The 15,096-nt window shown below is 68.3% G+C and carries 15 protein-coding genes and 1 pseudogene; 9 read left to right on the top strand and 7 right to left on the bottom strand.

Features of this window, described 5'->3' with window-relative positions; translation table 11 throughout:
* Positions 1 to 89 precede the first annotated feature (89 nt).
* The 3 genes and pseudogenes from AB0M08_RS01085 to AB0M08_RS01075 all read left to right on the top strand — a co-directional run bounded on the left by AB0M08_RS01085 (position 90) and on the right by AB0M08_RS01075 (position 3,212).
* Complete coding sequence (locus AB0M08_RS01085) at positions 90 to 1,337, top strand: peptidoglycan-binding domain-containing protein (protein WP_364486360.1); 1,248 nt, start codon at positions 90 to 92, stop codon at positions 1,335 to 1,337.
* Positions 1,334 to 2,020 carry an ABC transporter ATP-binding protein gene (locus AB0M08_RS01080; RefSeq protein WP_364486357.1) on the top strand — a complete coding sequence of 229 codons (687 nt, stop codon included), beginning with the start codon at positions 1,334 to 1,336 and terminating at the stop codon, positions 2,018 to 2,020. Before AB0M08_RS01085 ends, AB0M08_RS01080 begins: the two co-directional genes overlap by 4 nt.
* A pseudogene (locus AB0M08_RS01075) lies at positions 2,017 to 3,212 on the top strand (ABC transporter permease). Before AB0M08_RS01080 ends, AB0M08_RS01075 begins: the two are co-directional and overlap by 4 nt.
* A 6-nt stretch (positions 3,213 to 3,218) precedes the next feature.
* Here the strand turns inward: AB0M08_RS01075 and AB0M08_RS01070 are convergent.
* Positions 3,219 to 4,391 (bottom strand): calcium-binding protein, encoded by a 1,173-nt coding sequence (locus tag AB0M08_RS01070; RefSeq protein WP_364486354.1) that lies wholly within the window; start codon positions 4,389 to 4,391, stop codon positions 3,219 to 3,221.
* A 214-nt stretch (positions 4,392 to 4,605) separates the two neighbouring features.
* On the opposite strand from AB0M08_RS01070, the gene AB0M08_RS01065 reads away from it, so the two are divergent.
* From AB0M08_RS01065 to AB0M08_RS01055, 3 genes are all read left to right on the top strand, one after another.
* The gene (locus AB0M08_RS01065; protein ID WP_364486351.1) at positions 4,606 to 5,169 is read left to right on the top strand and encodes a Uma2 family endonuclease; all 564 of its coding nucleotides are present in this window, start codon (positions 4,606 to 4,608) and stop codon (positions 5,167 to 5,169) included.
* Positions 5,120 to 5,281, top strand: a complete 162-nt coding sequence (locus AB0M08_RS01060) for an SEC-C metal-binding domain-containing protein (protein ID WP_364487095.1) — start codon at positions 5,120 to 5,122, stop codon at positions 5,279 to 5,281. The genes AB0M08_RS01065 and AB0M08_RS01060 overlap by 50 nt, the downstream gene beginning before the upstream one ends.
* 166 nt (positions 5,282 to 5,447) lie before the next feature.
* Entirely contained in the window at positions 5,448 to 6,776 is a 1,329-nt protein-coding gene (locus tag AB0M08_RS01055) for a helicase-associated domain-containing protein (protein WP_364486348.1), read from the top strand.
* Between the two features lie 49 nt (positions 6,777 to 6,825).
* Here AB0M08_RS01055 and AB0M08_RS01050 read toward each other — a convergent pair whose 3' ends face one another.
* Positions 6,826 to 6,990: a hypothetical protein gene (locus AB0M08_RS01050; protein WP_364486345.1), complete on the bottom strand. Its 165-nt coding sequence runs from the start codon at positions 6,988 to 6,990 to the stop codon at positions 6,826 to 6,828.
* A 945-nt stretch (positions 6,991 to 7,935) separates the two neighbouring features.
* Between AB0M08_RS01050 and ltrA the strand changes: the two genes are divergently transcribed.
* Complete coding sequence (gene ltrA / locus AB0M08_RS01045; protein ID WP_364486342.1) at positions 7,936 to 9,393, top strand: group II intron reverse transcriptase/maturase; 1,458 nt, start codon at positions 7,936 to 7,938, stop codon at positions 9,391 to 9,393.
* Positions 9,394 to 9,875: 482 nt separating this feature from the next.
* On the opposite strand, the gene AB0M08_RS01040 is transcribed toward ltrA, so the two are convergent.
* From AB0M08_RS01040 to AB0M08_RS01025, 4 genes are read right to left on the bottom strand one after another with little or no spacing between them, the layout of a single operon-like run.
* The gene (locus AB0M08_RS01040; RefSeq protein WP_364486339.1) at positions 9,876 to 11,384 is read right to left on the bottom strand and encodes an NAD(P)/FAD-dependent oxidoreductase; all 1,509 of its coding nucleotides are present in this window, start codon (positions 11,382 to 11,384) and stop codon (positions 9,876 to 9,878) included.
* Positions 11,385 to 11,402: 18 nt separating this feature from the next.
* Positions 11,403 to 11,930, bottom strand: a complete 528-nt coding sequence (locus AB0M08_RS01035) for a carboxymuconolactone decarboxylase family protein (RefSeq protein WP_364486336.1) — start codon at positions 11,928 to 11,930, stop codon at positions 11,403 to 11,405.
* Between the two features lie 13 nt (positions 11,931 to 11,943).
* Complete coding sequence (locus AB0M08_RS01030; protein ID WP_364486333.1) at positions 11,944 to 12,468, bottom strand: VOC family protein; 525 nt, start codon at positions 12,466 to 12,468, stop codon at positions 11,944 to 11,946.
* Positions 12,465 to 12,782, bottom strand: coding sequence for an SCP2 sterol-binding domain-containing protein (locus AB0M08_RS01025; RefSeq protein ID WP_364486330.1), 318 nt, complete (start codon positions 12,780 to 12,782; stop codon positions 12,465 to 12,467). Before AB0M08_RS01025 ends, AB0M08_RS01030 begins: the two co-directional genes overlap by 4 nt.
* 111 nt (positions 12,783 to 12,893) lie before the next feature.
* On the opposite strand from AB0M08_RS01025, the gene AB0M08_RS01020 reads away from it, so the two are divergent.
* Positions 12,894 to 13,556 (top strand): TetR/AcrR family transcriptional regulator C-terminal domain-containing protein, encoded by a 663-nt coding sequence (locus AB0M08_RS01020; RefSeq protein WP_364486327.1) that lies wholly within the window; start codon positions 12,894 to 12,896, stop codon positions 13,554 to 13,556.
* Between the two features lie 178 nt (positions 13,557 to 13,734).
* On the opposite strand, the gene AB0M08_RS01015 is transcribed toward AB0M08_RS01020, so the two are convergent.
* Positions 13,735 to 14,550, bottom strand: coding sequence for an arginase family protein (locus tag AB0M08_RS01015; protein ID WP_364486324.1), 816 nt, complete (start codon positions 14,548 to 14,550; stop codon positions 13,735 to 13,737).
* Between the two features lie 101 nt (positions 14,551 to 14,651).
* Between AB0M08_RS01015 and AB0M08_RS01010 the strand changes: the two genes are divergently transcribed.
* Entirely contained in the window at positions 14,652 to 15,083 is a 432-nt protein-coding gene (locus AB0M08_RS01010) for an Lrp/AsnC family transcriptional regulator (RefSeq protein ID WP_364486321.1), read from the top strand.
* Positions 15,084 to 15,096: the final 13 nt, after the last annotated feature.

Here is a 15,096-nt window from a genome sequence, read left to right as displayed (position 1 = left end):
GCCGGGATCAGTGCGTCGTTGGCCGGGATCAGTGCGTCGCTGTTCGGGATCGGTGCGTCGCTGTTCGGAATCGGTGAGGAGAGACACGGGTGAGCACGGTGGACGGTTCGGGCGTGGGCGGGCGGCGGCGACGTCGCCGGGTTCGGGCCTGGGCGATGGCGGGTGCCGGCACGGTGGTCCTGGCGGTGGCGGCGGTCGCCACCGTCGGCCTCGGCACCGGCCGCTCCGAGGAGCCGGTGGCGGACCCGCGCGTGTTCGCCACCACCCCGATCACCCGGGGCGACCTTGTGGAATACACCGTTCTGGACGGTACGGTGGGCTTCGGCGACGCGGTGCCGATGCGGTGCGAGTCCACCGGGGTCGTCACGTGGATCGCGCCGACCGGCACCGTGGTGCGGCGCGGTGAGCCGCTGCTGCGCGTCGACGACCAGCCGGTGGTGCTGTTCTACGGCAGCCTGCCGATGTTCCGCGCACTCGGTCTGGTGGCCGCCGAACCGGAGGCCACCGCCGAACCGGAGGCCGACGACGCCGAGTCGTCCGACAGTGACAAGTCATCCGACAGTGACACGGCGACCGCCGATGAGCCGGCGGCCGCCAGCGAGCCCATGTCCGGCAACGACGTGAAGCAGTTCGAGAAGAACCTGCACAGCCTCGGCTACCGCGGGTTCACCGTGGACGACACCTTCACGGCGTCCACCGCCCAGGCGGTGAAACGGTGGCAGCGCGACCTCGGCAGGGAGCAGACCGGCCGGGTCGAACAGGGCGATGTGGTGTACGGGTCGGGCGCGCTGCGGATCGCCCAGCACTCGGTGCGGATCGGTGCGCCGGTACCCGGCGACGTACTCACCTGGACCGGGACGAAACGCGTCATCACCGCCACCGCGGAGCAGGCCGACGCCGCCTGGGCCACCGCCGGTGCCAAGGTGACGGTGGTGCTGGCCGACGGGACGCCGGTCGCCGGCACGGTGGACCGGGTCGGCGCGGATGCCACCGTCGCCGATACGGGAAGCGACACCGCCAAGGCGGCCGGATCGGGCGACGGCGGCGGCACCGCCACCCAGGTTCCGATCACGGTGTCGGTCGGGAAACAGGACGCGCTGGAGGACGCCGGCGACGGCGCCGTCGAGGTGCGCCGCGTCGCGAAGGAGCGCCGGAAGGTCCTGTCCGTGCCGGTCAGCGCACTACTCGCGCTGGCCGAGGGCGGGTACGGGCTGGAGGTGGTCGACGGCGCCTCCTCCCGGATCGTCGCGGTCACCGCGGGCATGTTCGCCGACGGGCGCGTCGAGATCACCGGTACCGGTCTCGACGCCGGCATGAACGTACGGATCCCGCAGTGAACGCCGTCGTCGAGCTCGAGTCGGTCACCAAGACGTACCCGGGCGGGGTGACCGTGTTGCACGGCATCGACCTCACCATCGCGCCGGGCGAACTGGTCGGCATCGTCGGCCCGTCCGGCTCCGGCAAGTCGACCATGCTGAACCTGCTCGGCACGCTCGACCGGCCCTCCACCGGGACGATCCGGATCAACGGGCACGACGTGGCCGGACTGCCCGACCGGGCGCTGTCCGCGCTGCGCGCCACCACGATCGGCTTCGTCTTCCAGCAGTTCCACCTCTCCGGAGGTACGTCGGTGCTCGACAACGTGGCCGACGGGCTGCTCTACTCCGGCGTACCGCTGCGGCATCGACTGCGCCGGGCGGAGGCGGCGCTCGTCCGGGTCGGACTGGCCCACCGGCTCGACCACCTGCCGCACGAACTCTCCGGCGGCGAGCGGCAGCGGGTGGCGATCGCGCGCGCCGTGGTCGGCGAACCCGCCCTGCTGCTCGCCGACGAACCGACCGGGAACCTCGACTCGTCCTCCGGTGGCACCGTGCTGGAACTGCTGCGCGAACTGCACGAGACGGGCACCACCGTCGTGGTCATCACCCATGATCAGGAGGTCGCTGCCCGGTTGCCGCGGCGCGTCGAGCTACGGGACGGGCGGATCGTCCGGGACAGCCTGCTGGAGGCGTACCGATGAACGCTCTGCCCCGGACCCGCCGGCTGCCGCTGGCCGACATCGCTCGTCTCGGCGCGGTCGGGCTGCGGTCCCGGCCGCTGCGGGTCTTCCTCTCCGCGCTGGGCATCGCGATCGGGATCGGCGCGATGGTCGCCGTCGTCGGCATCTCCACCTCCAGCCGCGCCGAGCTCGAACAGACCCTGGCCAAGCTCGGTACGAACCTGCTGACCGTCAGCCCGGGACGGACCGCCTCCGGGGCGGCCGCCGAACTGCCGGTGGAGGCCACCGCGATGGTCGGGCGGATCGGCCCGGTCGAGTCGGTCGCCGCCACCGGGCAGGTGGACGCGTACGTCTACCGCAACGAGTTCATCCCGGCGGGTCAGACCAGCAGCGTCGTGGTGCTCGCCGCGGACCAGGAGCTGCCCACGACCGTCGGCGCCACCATGCACACGGGTTCCTGGCTGAACCCGGCCACCGGCAGATACCCGGGAGTGGTGCTCGGCTCCCGGGCCGCGGTACGCCTCGACCTGATGACGCCGGGCACCCGCGTCTGGCTCGGCCACCGCTGGTTCTCCCTGGTGGGAGTCCTGGACCCGGTACCGCTGGCACCGGAACTGGACAGCGCCGCCCTGATCGGGTGGGAGGCCGCCGAGACGTACGCCGGTTTCGACGGCCATCCCACCACCGTGTACGCACGCGCGGTGGAGGAGCAGATCGCCGCGGTACGGGCGGTGCTCGGCCGTACCGCCAACCCGCAGGCCCCGAACGAGGTGACCGTCTCCCGGCCGTCCGACGCGCTCGCCGCCAAGCAGGCGACCGACGCGGCGCTGACCGGCCTGCTGCTCGGGCTCGGCGCCGTCGCCCTGCTGGTGGGCGGGGTCGGCGTGGCCAACACCATGGTCATCTCGGTGCTCGAACGGCGTACCGAAATCGGTCTTCGAAGGTCGTTGGGCGCGACCCGGCGGCACATCCGGGTGCAGTTCCTCACCGAGTCGCTGATCCTCTCCGCGATCGGCGGCGGTGGCGGGATCCTGCTCGGCGTCGTGGCCACCAGCGGGTACGCGCTGATGCAGGGGTGGGCCCCCGGGGGGGCCCCCGGGGCCCCACTGCCGGAGGTCTCGCCGCCACCCTGGTGATCGGCGCGATGGCGGGCCTGTACCCAGCGCTCCGGGCCAGCCGGATGGCCCCGGCCGAGGCGCTCGCCACCGCCTGACCTTGATTACCAGGGTTGGAAGGTCTCGCAGGAGATCAGGGTGACCTTGTCGTACGCGCCGCTGCACAGGTCGTTCTCCGTGCCGCCGTCGAGAGAGCTGACACCGTAGTAGGCGTAGAGGCTGTCGTTGCCCGCCTCGCCGTAGAGCGCGTTGTCGCCGTCCGAGCCGAGGAGTTCGTCGTTGCCGCCGCCGCCGCGGATGACGTCGTCGCCGTCGAAGCCGTTGATCTCGTTGGCCGACGCGTTGCCGGTCAGGCGGTCATCGCCCGAGCCGCCTTCGAGGCGTTCGACGTCGGCGCCGACGGTGTCGTGCTCGCCCGCCACCCCGTCGTCGCGGGAGACGCCGTTCATCGAGATGGTCAGCGGCTTCGTGTAGCCCTGGTAGCCGACCAGGTCACGGCCGCTGCCGCCGAGAATCACGTCGGCGTAGAGCTTGTGGTCGTCGGGGTCGCCGTACAACTGGTCGTCGCCGGATCCGCCCTCGATCCGGTCCGCGCCGTACCAGGCGTTGAGGAAGTCGTTGCCGCCGTCGCCGTACAGCCTGTCGTTACCGATGTCGCCGAAGAGGTCGTCGTTGCCGTTGCCGCCGTGGATCTCGTCGTTGCCGTCGCGATCGGGCACGCTGATGCAGTCGCTGCCGCCGAGGACCCGGTCGTTGCCGTCACCCGCGGAGACGTAGTCCGACCCGTCACCGGCGTAGATGAGGTCGTTGCCGCCCTTGCCGTAGATCCGGTCCTTGCCGGCCGCCCGGTCACAGATGTCCTCGCCGTTCAGGACGTCGGCCTTCGGACCACCGACGATCTTGTCGTTGCCGGATCCGCCGTACGCGATCAGCTTGAGGTCGCTCTTGTCGACGACCGAGTCGTCCCGGTCGTAGAGGTTGACGACCACCGTGGTCGGCGTCTTCTTGGTCTTGCAGCGGACCCTGGTCTTGTCGCCCTTGACCTGCTTGCAGTTCTTGCCGGGCTTGACCGCGACCCGATCGTCGATGGTGACGGTCCGCCCCGAGCGGGTGATCACCACCTTGTTCTTGACCTTGCTGTCGGCCGAGAACGTGACCGTGGCGCCGCTCGCGGTCACCCACCCGTAACTCGACGCCTCAGCGGGCCCGGCGACAGCCGTGACCGCGACGGTGGTGGCAGTGGAGAGAAGAAGAGTCGCCCAGACTCTGCGTGACATCGAAAGATCCCCCGATCTGGATACCGTCCGCATGATAGAGGCTCTTCGACGTGACCATGACCGCCACGCTCAGACGTACGGGGGTGTGCCGGGAAAACATCTGATCCATAGAGCGACTCCGGCTGAAAGGCATCTGGCCGAGAGGCTCTACCGCGTTGCTGACCCGCGGGGCGGGTGCGTGGCAGAATTGGTCTGTCACCGGTGAGGGGTTTGGATGAGTGTGGCGCTGTTGGAGCATCCGGGCCTGTGGAGTGAGGAACAGTACTTCGCACTCGGCGAGACACTCAACCGGATCGAGTTGATCGACGGAGGGCTGTGGGCGAGCCCGGTACCGAACAAACCCCATCAGGACATCTCCTTCCTTCTGATGGTCGGCATCCGTCCGGCGGCTCGAACCGCCGGTCTGCGGGCGTACGAGGCAGCCAACGTCCGGCTCGGCACCGACCGCATCGTCATCCCCGACCTGGTGGTGGCCGACACCGATCCCAAGGGCGGTGTGATCGAGGCGGCGGAGGTCGCCTTGATCTGCGAGATCGTCTCACCAAGCAACGCCGCGAACGACCGGTTACTCAAGATGCAGTTCTACGCCGCCGCTCGAATCGACTGGTACCTGTTGGTCGAGCCGGACCTCGCCGACTTCGAGTCAGTGACCCTGCGCCTGTTCCGCCTTGAGGACCAGCACTACGTCGAACACGTCACGGTGCCTTTCGGTGACACCCTGACCCTCGATACACCGTTCCACTGCGAAATCGACACTCGAGATCTCCTCGACCGGTAATCCGACCGGGTGCGGCCCTGGCCGCCCCAGCGCATGCTGGTGCGACTCGGGACGCAAGTACAAGAAGTGCTGCGCGGCGCCGGCCCAGGAAGCGACGCGTCCGCGGATCTGACCGGAACTCGTCGATGCGCACTGAGCTGCGGTAGCCGGAGGCCGATCTGTGGCTGCCCGCCCAGCTGACGATAGCCCTATCCGGTCCGCACGGCGTTCGGCGCGAAGTTGATCATTTGGAGGCTTACCAGGCCGGTAGGTCCCAGTAGGCGATGGAGGGAACGGCCGTGGCCGAGCAGATGGCCGAGTTCGTGCGCCCGACCGAGCGGTACGCGGCCGACGACGTGCACGCGGTGCTTCGGCTGTGTGACTCCGGGCGGCTGCGGTGCAGCGAGAAGACCCGCCGTCCGGCAGCAGCCACCGTGGTCGAGATCGCCAAGGTCCTGTCCGCGGGGGACTTCTACCCGGACGAGCCGATCGCCGCGTTCGCTTGGCCTCTGCTCGTGCAGGCCGGTGGCCTCGCCGAGATCACCGGCGGGAAACTTCAGCTGACCGCGAAGGGCCGGGCCGCCCTCGATAAACCGGCCGCCGGCATCGTGCGGGCGTTGTGGCGGTCGTGGCTGACCAGAGGGCTGATCGACGAGTTCAGCCGGGTGGAGAACATCAAGGGCCAGCGTGCCGCCAACGTGCTCACCGCGCCGAAGGCCCGACGGCAGAAAGTGTCCGAGGCGCTGGCCGCCCAGCCCGCCGACGAGTGGGTGGAGGTGGACGACCTCTTCGGCCGGATGAAGCAGACCGCCTGGTCGCCGCGGGTCGCCCGCAGCGAGCGGGCGCTGTGGAAGCTGTACCTGGAGGATCCGCAGTACGGCAGCCTCGGCTACGCCGGGTTCGGCGATTGGGAATTGTTGGAGGGCCGCTACACCCTCGCCGTGCTGTTCGAGTACGCGGCGACGCTCGGCTTGATCGACGTCGCCTACGACAAGCCGGCCGGTGCTCGCGACGACTACCACCAGAACTGGGGTGCCGATTACGTCGACGCGCTCAGCCGATACGACGGGCTACGGGCAATCCGCCTCAACGGTCTCGGCGCCTACGTACTCGGCATCCACGAGCAATACACACCGCCAGAACCAGAAGCGCCCGGCCGTACGGTGAAGGTCCTGCCCAACCTCGACATCGTCGCCGTCGGCAGCCTGACCCCCGCCGAAATGCTGATCCTGGAAAGCTACGCACAACGAACCGGGGACCACGTCTGGACGGTCAGCCGAACCACTCTGCTCGCCGCCGTCGATGCCGGGCGGCAACCCGGCGACCTCAGGGTGTTCCTGACGGCTCGTGCCGCGCAACCCGAACTGCCCGGCACTCTGTCGACGCTGCTGGACGAGATCACCGAGCGGGCCGGGCGGCTCACCGACCTCGGGCAGGTACGCCTCATCGAGTGTGCCGACCCGGCGCTGGCCACGCTGATCAGCCACGACCGGAAACTCCGGACGCTGTGCAAGCTGATCGGCGACCGGCACCTGGCCGTCTCCGTCGACCGGGAGCCGGACTTCCGGAGGGCCTTGACCACCCTTGGCTATGCCGTATCGCCCGGCGTCGTGCGCCGGACCGGATGAACGGCCACGAAACTGCTCCGGCCGAGGCGTCACCACCATCGCGTCAGCCCTACTCAGAATCTCCTACCTGGGAACGGGTGCTGGTCGGCTTGAGCTGCGCGCGGACCGCGTGGAAGCCCGAGTCATCGCCGAGGTGGAAGAAGATCCGCCCATCGAGCGTGCCGTCCTCGGCGAGGGCCGCCCAGCCACGACCGGTGACCCCACTCCTCGACACCAGTGGACGACGGCTCCTCTACAAGCAACCCCGGCTGATCCTCGGCAGAAGCCCACCGGAACTCCTCGAAGAACTCCCACACCTGCTTCCAGCGGACCTTAACGTCCGTCTCACGGGAAAGACGATCGGCGAGAACGGCCAGGGTCATCGGCTGATAAGTCATGGCTGGGCGCGCATTTCCACGATGGATCGACATCCGAACGACACGCGATCACCCACCGATCACCGGCGCCCATATCATGGGACAACACGGCCCGAAAATGGGAAACGAAAGGGCTGTGACCTCGATAATCGCAGGTCACGGCTTTGATCGTTAAGTGCGCCCGAAGGGACTCGAACCCCTAACCTTCTGATCTGGTGCGCCGTGAGGCGCTGTTGTTCGAGTGGAGGTGAAAGACCGCCACCGTCTTCCTGTCGCAGCAGGTGGGCGTAGCTGAGGGCAGCCTGGTCCGGGTGGTGCCGGAGTGGGTGGGAAGCGGCCCTGACAAAGCCGGGGCGTGCCAGCACTGCCAGATGGTGCGGGTCCGGCGAGCGAGACGAAGAGGAGTACGCGAGGAACCGGCGTTATTACGTCCCTTAATGGGTTACCGGCTCGAACCTGGTGGATCAGGGCCGGACGACGGTGATTCCCCGAGGTCTCGGGGAGCTTCTGGGCTGGATTGGATTGCTGGTCCGGGAGGCGGTGGGGAAGGCCTGCGGCGTACCCATCGCGAGGGCCGTCAGGGGCAAAGTCGGGCTCCTCCTTCGACGAACGAACAGCAGTGAACACGGGAACCACCCGGCCACGACTCCCGGACCGTCCGCATCCTGCGGGCCGGTCCGGGATAGGCGCACCGACCGCCGATACGGGTCGGGTGGGGCGGAGCCGCCGTAGTACTCCGAGCCGGGGAAAGCCCGGTGCATGGGGAAGGGCGGCAGCGGTTACGCGAAGGGATGGATGCTGTAATGCCGCAAGACGCGCCGCCGAACGGCGACGCCCGACTGGACGTGAGTCCGGTTGATCGGGTAGCGGAGATGCAGGCCAAACTTCATCGTTGGGCGGCGGCCGATCCCGGCCGCCGGTGTGATGACCTGTTCAACCTCGTGCATGACCCGGCGACGCTGATCATGGCGTTCGACCGGGTCGCCGGTAACCGGGGAGCCCGCACTCCCGGCGTCGACGGCCTGACCGCCGCCGACGTCGAGGAGTCGATCGGGGTTCCCGGGTTCCTGACCGACCTGCGTGCCCAGTTGAAGGCGGGCACGTTCCGGCCGCTGCCGGTGCGGGAACGCAAGATCCCGAAACCCGGCGGGTCGGGCAAGGTCCGCAAGCTCGGTATTCCGACCGTGGCGGACCGGGTCGTGCAGGCGGCGTTGAAGCTGGTGCTGGAACCGATCTTCGAGGCCGGTTTCGAGTCGGTCTCCTACGGGTTCCGGCCCAAGCGGCGGGCCCAGGACGCGATCGCCGACATCCACCAATACGGCACCAACGGGTACCGGTGGGTGCTCGACGCGGACATCGAAGCGTGCTTCGGCTCCATCGACCACACCGCGTTGATGGACCGCGTCCGAGCCAGGGTGACCGACAAACGCGTGCTGGCGCTGGTGAGATCGTTCCTCAAAGCTGGGATCCTCACCGAACTCGGTGACCGGCGGAACACGCACACCGGCACGCCGCAGGGCGGCATCCTGTCGCCGCTGCTGGCCAACATCGCGTTGTCGGTGCTCGACGAGCATCTGACGGCGCCGTGGAAACCGGGCGGGACGATGTCGACCAGCGGACGCCGTAACTACCGGCGCAGCCGTGGGTTGCCGACGTGGCGGCCGGTCCGTTACGCCGACGACTTCGTGGTCCTGGTCCACGGAACCCAGGACCACACGACCGCGCTGCGCGAGGACGTCGCCGCCGTGCTCGCTCCGCTGGGTCTGCGCCTGTCGCCGGCCAAGACGCGGATCGTGCACCTCAGCGACGGGTTCGACTTCCTCGGCTTCCACATCCAGTGGCAGCGCAAGCGAGGCTCGAACCGGTGGCATGTGTACACGTTCATCGCCGCCCGGCCGATCCGGTCGCTGAAGGCGAAGATCCGAGCACTGACCCGCAGGACATCACAGCAGGACCTGAGATCCGTGCTGACCAGGCTCAACCAGGTCACGCACGGCTGGGCCAACTACTTCCGGCACGCCGTCGCCAAGCACACCTTCCACACCCTGGACCGGTTCGCCTGGCGGCGGTTGATCACGATGCTCATGCACCGGCACCGCTGGAACTGGAAGGCCGTCCGTAAGCAGTTCACCACGCCGACCGGCCGGTGGCTGCCCATCACCGCGGACGGGACCGCGCACCAGCCGATCGCGGCCACCCCGGTGACCCGCTACCGGCAACGCACGATCCCCAACCCCTGGCCTACACCCGACAACGCCTGACGACAGCAACCGTGGAGAGCCCGTTGCGCGGAAACGCGCACGGCGGGTTCGGCGAGCGGCCTGGAGAAACGGACCAGCGGCAACGCGGCACCGCGCTCCAGGCCGACTCAACTAGACAGCGCCGCAATCAGAAGAGCTCAGCGTCATGTCGATCACCACTGACGACCTACCATTGCACCCTATTTGAGAGCATTCAAAGCCCATCAAGGCCGTGTTCCAGATTGCGGGATCACAGATTACGATGGCGCACCAACCCCGGCCTCGTGGTCGCGCGGGGACATGCGGGGCAGCCACCTATCGGCGATGGCGTCGAGTCAGGCACTCGATGAGTGGGTGGAACAGGCGAGCTGGGGCCCGATGGCACGCAGCTCGCATCCATGACGACGCCCATTTAATCGGCAAAGGCCAATTACGCCTCCCTGGTGGAGGTTCAACGGAACAGCCGGCCGGCGCCCGGGGCGTCGCCGCGGGTTCGGCGCTGGTCAATCGGAAGGCGCCGCCGTTTCCGGCTTGCCGCCAGGATGCTGTCGCTGTGTGTCGGAGGTGGGTTCGAACCGGAGGTGCCGGTCGCGGATGGTGCCGTGGCGGAAGGTCTTCGCGTCGGTGCGGTAGTCCATCGGCATCAACCAGGGGGCCGCCATGCCCTGTTTCGGTAGTCGGCTGATCGCCCGCTGGATGTAGCCGGCCTCGAAGTCGAGCAGTGGCCGGGTCGGGAAGTCGCCGTCGGGCAGTTCCGGTACGACCATGTCGAAGCCGTGGGTGTCCATCTCGTCCATGAGGCGGGCGAGATGCTGTGCGACGAGACCGATCTTCAGGGTCCAGGAGATGGTGGTGTAGCCGATGGCGAACGCGGTGTTGGGTAGTCCGCTGAGCAGCATGCCGCGGAAAGCGACCCGCTCGGTGATGTCGATCGGCCGGCCGTCGACGGTGAGCCTGATGCCGCCGAGGGGCAGCAGGTTCAGCCCGGTCGCGGTGACGACGATGTCGGCGGCGAGTTCCGCGCCGGACTCCAGCCGGATCCCGCCCGGGGTGAACGTGGCGATCCGGTCGGTGACCACCGAGGCTGACCCGTTGCTGATGGCTTTGAACAGGTCGCCGTCCGGGACCAGGCAGAGCCGCTGGTCCCACGGGTCGTAGGGCGGGTTGAAATGCACGTCGACCGGATATCCGGCGGGCAGGCTGCGCACCGTGATCGCTCGGATGACCTTGCGGACCGCCTGTGGAAAGCGGCGGGACAGCTGGTAGACCGCGCGGTTCTGAACGAGGTTCTTCCAGCGGGCGAACGCGTGCCCACGGCGCGGGCCGAGGATCCGTTTGCCGAGGTCGGCGATGGGATCGCCGGACGGCAACGGCAGGATGTAGGTGGGGGTGCGCTGCAACATGGTCACGTGGGCGGCGTCCGGCGCCAGCGCGGGCACGAGGGTCACGGCGGTGGCGCCGCTGCCGATCACCACGATGTCACGCCCGGTGGGGTCAAGGTCTTCAGGCCAGGCTTGCGGGTGTACGACCTGGCCACCGAACGTCTCCACGCCTGGCAGGTCGGGGGTGTAGCCGGCGGTGTAGTCGTAGTAGCCGGTTGCGATGAACAGCCAGCGGGATCGGAACTCGGTGCTGCTCTCGCCGGTGTCGGCCGTGACCGTCCAGTGCCGGTCGGCGGTGGACCACGAGGCGTTGCGGACGTGATGGTCGAGGTGGATCGAGCCGCTCAGGTCGTACTCGATGATGGTGTCTTTGAGGTAGTCGAGGATTGACGAGGCGGGGGCGATGGCCCGCTTGTCGAGCCAGGGCTTGAATTCGTAGGCGAAGGTGTAGAGGTCGGAGTCGGAGCGGATGCCGGGGTAGCGGAACAGGTCCCAGGTGCCCCCAATGGCTGCCCGGCTCTCCAGGATCGCGATCGTGGTGCGGGGCCGGTCGCGGCGCAGGGACGCCGCAACACCGATGCCGGACAGGCCGGCCCCGATGATCAGTATGTCGAAGACTTCGGTGGTCATTGGCCTGCTCCGCGGGCGTCAGAGGATCGGACGGTCCTCGAGGGGGACTCGCGCCGACTCCAGGAACCGGCTGACGAGGTTGAAGTAGCTGACGCAGAGGATCAGCTCGGTGGCTTTACGGACGTCGTACCGCTGAATCAGGTCATGGAGGAGGTCGTCGCGGAGCCGGACGTTGCGGGTGATGTCCTCGGCAACCGCCAGGACCAGGCTCGCCTCCGGATCGAAGCCCTCCGGTGCTCCCGCGGCGCGGACCCGGTCGATCTCGTCGTCGGTGAGGCCGGCCAGGCGGCCGATGCGCTCGTGCTGCTCGCGCTCGTAGGTGGAGCCGGTGACCGTAGCGACGCGCAGGATCGCGAGCTCGCGCAGGCGGCGGTCGAAGGTGCTCTGCAGCAGCACCGACCCGGCCAGTTCGAGGAACGGTTTGAGGCTGGCCGGGGCGTTGGCGACGGCGCGGAAGATGTTGGCGTCCGGGACGCCGCGCAGCAGTTTGCGTTCCCGTTCGGTGAGCTGGTCGTCGGTGCGCAGGGGGATGGCGGGTGTGCTCACGGGCGTTCCTTCGTCACATGTTGCGGATGGGCTTCGTGCCGTCCCAGCCAGCCGAGGATTTGCGGATGAAGTCGAAGACGGCTTTCTTCGGGCCGCTGACGTCGGAGATCTCCACGACGGTGCCGGGGTGCGCCTCGGTCTGGAAGTAGGCGAACCGGCCGTGAGGGCCGCCGGTGGTGCCCTCGTGCCCGACGACGTAGCCGAGGTCGATCGCGGTGGCGTAGAGGTCGGCGAAGTCCTCGGTCCAGTAGCTCATGTGCTGCAGTCCCTCGTGTCCGGCGGCGAGGAAGTCCCGGTACATCGAGGGTGCGTCGTTGGTCGGCTGGATCAGCTCGATCTGCAGGTCGCCACTGTTGGCTAGGGCGACGCTGATTCGGGCGTCCGACGGTTCGCCGCGGTACCGGAAGTCGCCGAGTGCCATGTCGTCGAAGAAGAACCAGGGGCCGACGCCGAGCGTGCCGGCCCAGTGGTGCATGGCGGTGTGGATGTCGCGGACCACGTAGCCGTTCTGCCGGACCGCGCCGAAGATGCGGCTCATCCGAGTCGCGCCTTGTCGAAGAAGGTGGGCATGTCCTTGGCGAGCTGGAGGTCGCCCTCGACGGAGAGCCGGCCGGCGAGGAAGGCCTGGACGCCGTCGAGCTCGCCGCGCAGCACGGCGATCAGATCGTCGTCATCGGCGGTGAGGGTGACGTCGGGGTCGTCGGCGATCCCTTCCTGAACGGTAACCGTGCCTTTGCCGAGCACGACGGTGACCGGGGTGGAGACCTGCAGTTGCACGGTGCCGGTCACGCCGTCGGCGGCGACGGGGTCGAAGGCGGCCGGCAGGGTGGCGAGGAACGCGAGTACGGACACGGGAAGCCCTTCAGCAGATGTTTCGTGGCGGTTAAAAACATACGGCGTATATATTTAGCGCCGCAAGATACCGACGGCGTAGATTTATGGCTGATCGGAGAGGATGGCCGCATGACTGCCGCACGCCGCGGGCGCCCACCAGCGGGTGCCGAGACACTGTCGCTGCACCGGGTGCTCACCGAAGCGCTCGCGCTCATCGACGAGAAGGGCCTCGAAGCAGTCAGCATGCGTCAGGTCGCCACCCGGCTCGGCGTCAATCCGATGAGCCTGTACAACCACGTCCAAGACAAGGACGACCTACTCAAAGGAGTGGCCGGCCTGCTGCTCGCGAAGATCGAATACCCGGAGGAAGGCTTGGAGCCACGGGTCTCCCTGGAAGCCCTGGCCCGGAGCTTTCGCGCGGCGATGCTGCTGCATCCCACGGCAGCCCCGATCGTGCTGACCCGTCAGCTGCCGCCCGAGGTGATCCTGCGCCCCATCGAGGCGGTCGTCGGGCCGATGCTCGCCGCTGGACTGTCACCGCAGCGAGCCGTTCACGCGCTGCGGGCGACGCTCGCCTTCACCATCGGCACTCTGCTGCGCGAGGTCAACGTGGCCCCCACCGTCGGCGTCCTGGGCGAGCCGAACGTGGCGAGGCGGCAGGGTGAGCTCGAGGCCACCGGCCTGCCCGCCACTGCCGCGGCAGCTCCCTACCTGGCCAGGATGGACCACGAGAGCGAGTTCGAGTTCGGCCTCGCTCTGCTGCTCGACGGGCTCTTCCGCTTCCGCACCTGACGCCCGATCAGCCCGCAGTTTCCGCTTGGTCAAGGAACGGTACGTACCGACAGCCTGACCATCGCACGCGAATCGTACGGTTTCCACCGATTTCGATCTCGGGTGGCCGTCGCGATCCCCATGGCCGGGTGCTGACGGACGGAAGGAAGGGCTGCCGTGTCGGCCACCGGTGCCGCGTTCATGCCCTGCCACTGATGAGCACCGGCAGCAGGGTATCGACGACGGGGGCGGTGCGAACGCCGGGCGCGTCCTCGAGCTCACCGATCTCGATGCCGACGATCTCAGAGGCGCTCATGGCGAGGGCGGCGTCATGCAAGTCATCGAGACCGAGGCCACCGGGAACCCGGTAGTCGGTGGGCACGATGCCGGGCTCGAGGACGTCGCAGTCGATGTGTACGTACACCGGGCGTCCGGCGATCGCACTGCGCAGGCGTGCTGCCAAATCGGGGCCAGGCCCGACCAGGGTGATCACGCCCTCGTCGATCAGGCGCTGTTCGGGCGGGTCGATGTCACGGGTGCCGCACAGGATGGTGTTCTCGGGCGTCAGTCCGGCCCCGAACCCGGAGTCCCACATCCCGAGAGGCCCGCTGAGCGCCAGGCCGCCGAGGTAGCCGGTGCCGCTGCTCTGCGGGGTGTTGAGGTCAGCGTGCGCGTCGAACCAGACGACCACCGCGTCCGGGCGGTGCCGGGCCACTGCCGGGAGGGTGGCCAGTGCCACCGCGCAGCGGCTCAGCGCGGTGATCGGGAAGGCTCCGGAGCGCATCAGAGCGTCGAAGTGTTCCGCCATGGCCCGCAGGTCCTGCCGCGCCGCGGAAAGCTCGGCGTCCCATTTCGCATTGAGGGCCGGCTGTGGTGAGCCGACGACGATCGGCTTCTGTCCTGTCCGGGTGGCGAGGTCGGCGGCCAGCAGGCCCGAGGCACGCATGGCTCGGTCGTTGTGGTCGCCGGCGCGGCCGGCGAAGTGCGTGACGGCGGTGGTACGAGTGACGGTCATGTCTTGACGCTATGATCCGGCAAAGTGGTCAATCAATGTGCATAAGGAGCAAAGTAAGCTGGTCCGAACAGCAGATTGTTGGCTCTCGGGAGGCGATGTGCATGATTGATGACCTCGATCACCGGCTCCTGTCGTTGTTGCGGCATGACAGTCGCACACCGGTCGCGGTGCTGGCCCGGGAACTCGACGTGAATCGGTCGACGGTGACCGCCCGGATCGAGCGGTTGCGCGAGACAGGGGTGATCGAAGCGTTCACGGTTCGCCTGAGCAACGACGTCGACCGCGATGCCGTCCGAGGCCTGACCACCGTGAAGATCGAGCCGAACCGCGGCCGCGACGTGGTTCGGGCCGTGCGGGGCTACCCGGAGGTTGAGAACCTTTACTCCACCGTCGGCGCCTGGGACCTCGTCATCGCAGTGCGAACGGTGTCGCTGTCACAGTTCGACCTGGTGCTGGAACGCATTCGGGGTCTGCCGGGCGTCCGGGACACGCAGACCAGTCTGCTGTTCAACTCCCTTACCGAGCCCGGCTGACCCCGCCGCCGGA

The sequence above is a fragment of the Actinoplanes sp. NPDC051851 genome, assembly GCF_040681165.1.
In the GTDB taxonomy this organism is placed as follows: domain Bacteria; phylum Actinomycetota; class Actinomycetes; order Mycobacteriales; family Micromonosporaceae; genus Actinoplanes.
Note: the sequence above shows the minus strand (reverse complement) of the source record. Positions and strands in the feature narration are given on the sequence as shown.

Excerpts from the sequence above, each read along its gene's own strand:
- AB0M08_RS01040 (WP_364486339.1), bottom strand. The coding sequence starts at position 11,384 with ATGACCACCGAAGTCTTCGACATACTGATCATCGGGGCCGGCCTGTCC.
- AB0M08_RS01010 (WP_364486321.1), top strand. The coding sequence starts at position 14,652 with ATGATTGATGACCTCGATCACCGGCTCCTGTCGTTGTTGCGGCATGAC.
- ltrA (WP_364486342.1), top strand. The coding sequence starts at position 7,936 with ATGCCGCAAGACGCGCCGCCGAACGGCGACGCCCGACTGGACGTGAGT.
- AB0M08_RS01015 (WP_364486324.1), bottom strand. The coding sequence starts at position 14,550 with ATGACCGTCACTCGTACCACCGCCGTCACGCACTTCGCCGGCCGCGCC.
- AB0M08_RS01070 (WP_364486354.1), bottom strand. The coding sequence starts at position 4,391 with ATGTCACGCAGAGTCTGGGCGACTCTTCTTCTCTCCACTGCCACCACC.
- AB0M08_RS01020 (WP_364486327.1), top strand. The coding sequence starts at position 12,894 with ATGACTGCCGCACGCCGCGGGCGCCCACCAGCGGGTGCCGAGACACTG.
- AB0M08_RS01030 (WP_364486333.1), bottom strand. The coding sequence starts at position 12,468 with ATGAGCCGCATCTTCGGCGCGGTCCGGCAGAACGGCTACGTGGTCCGC.
- AB0M08_RS01065 (WP_364486351.1), top strand. The coding sequence starts at position 4,606 with ATGAGTGTGGCGCTGTTGGAGCATCCGGGCCTGTGGAGTGAGGAACAG.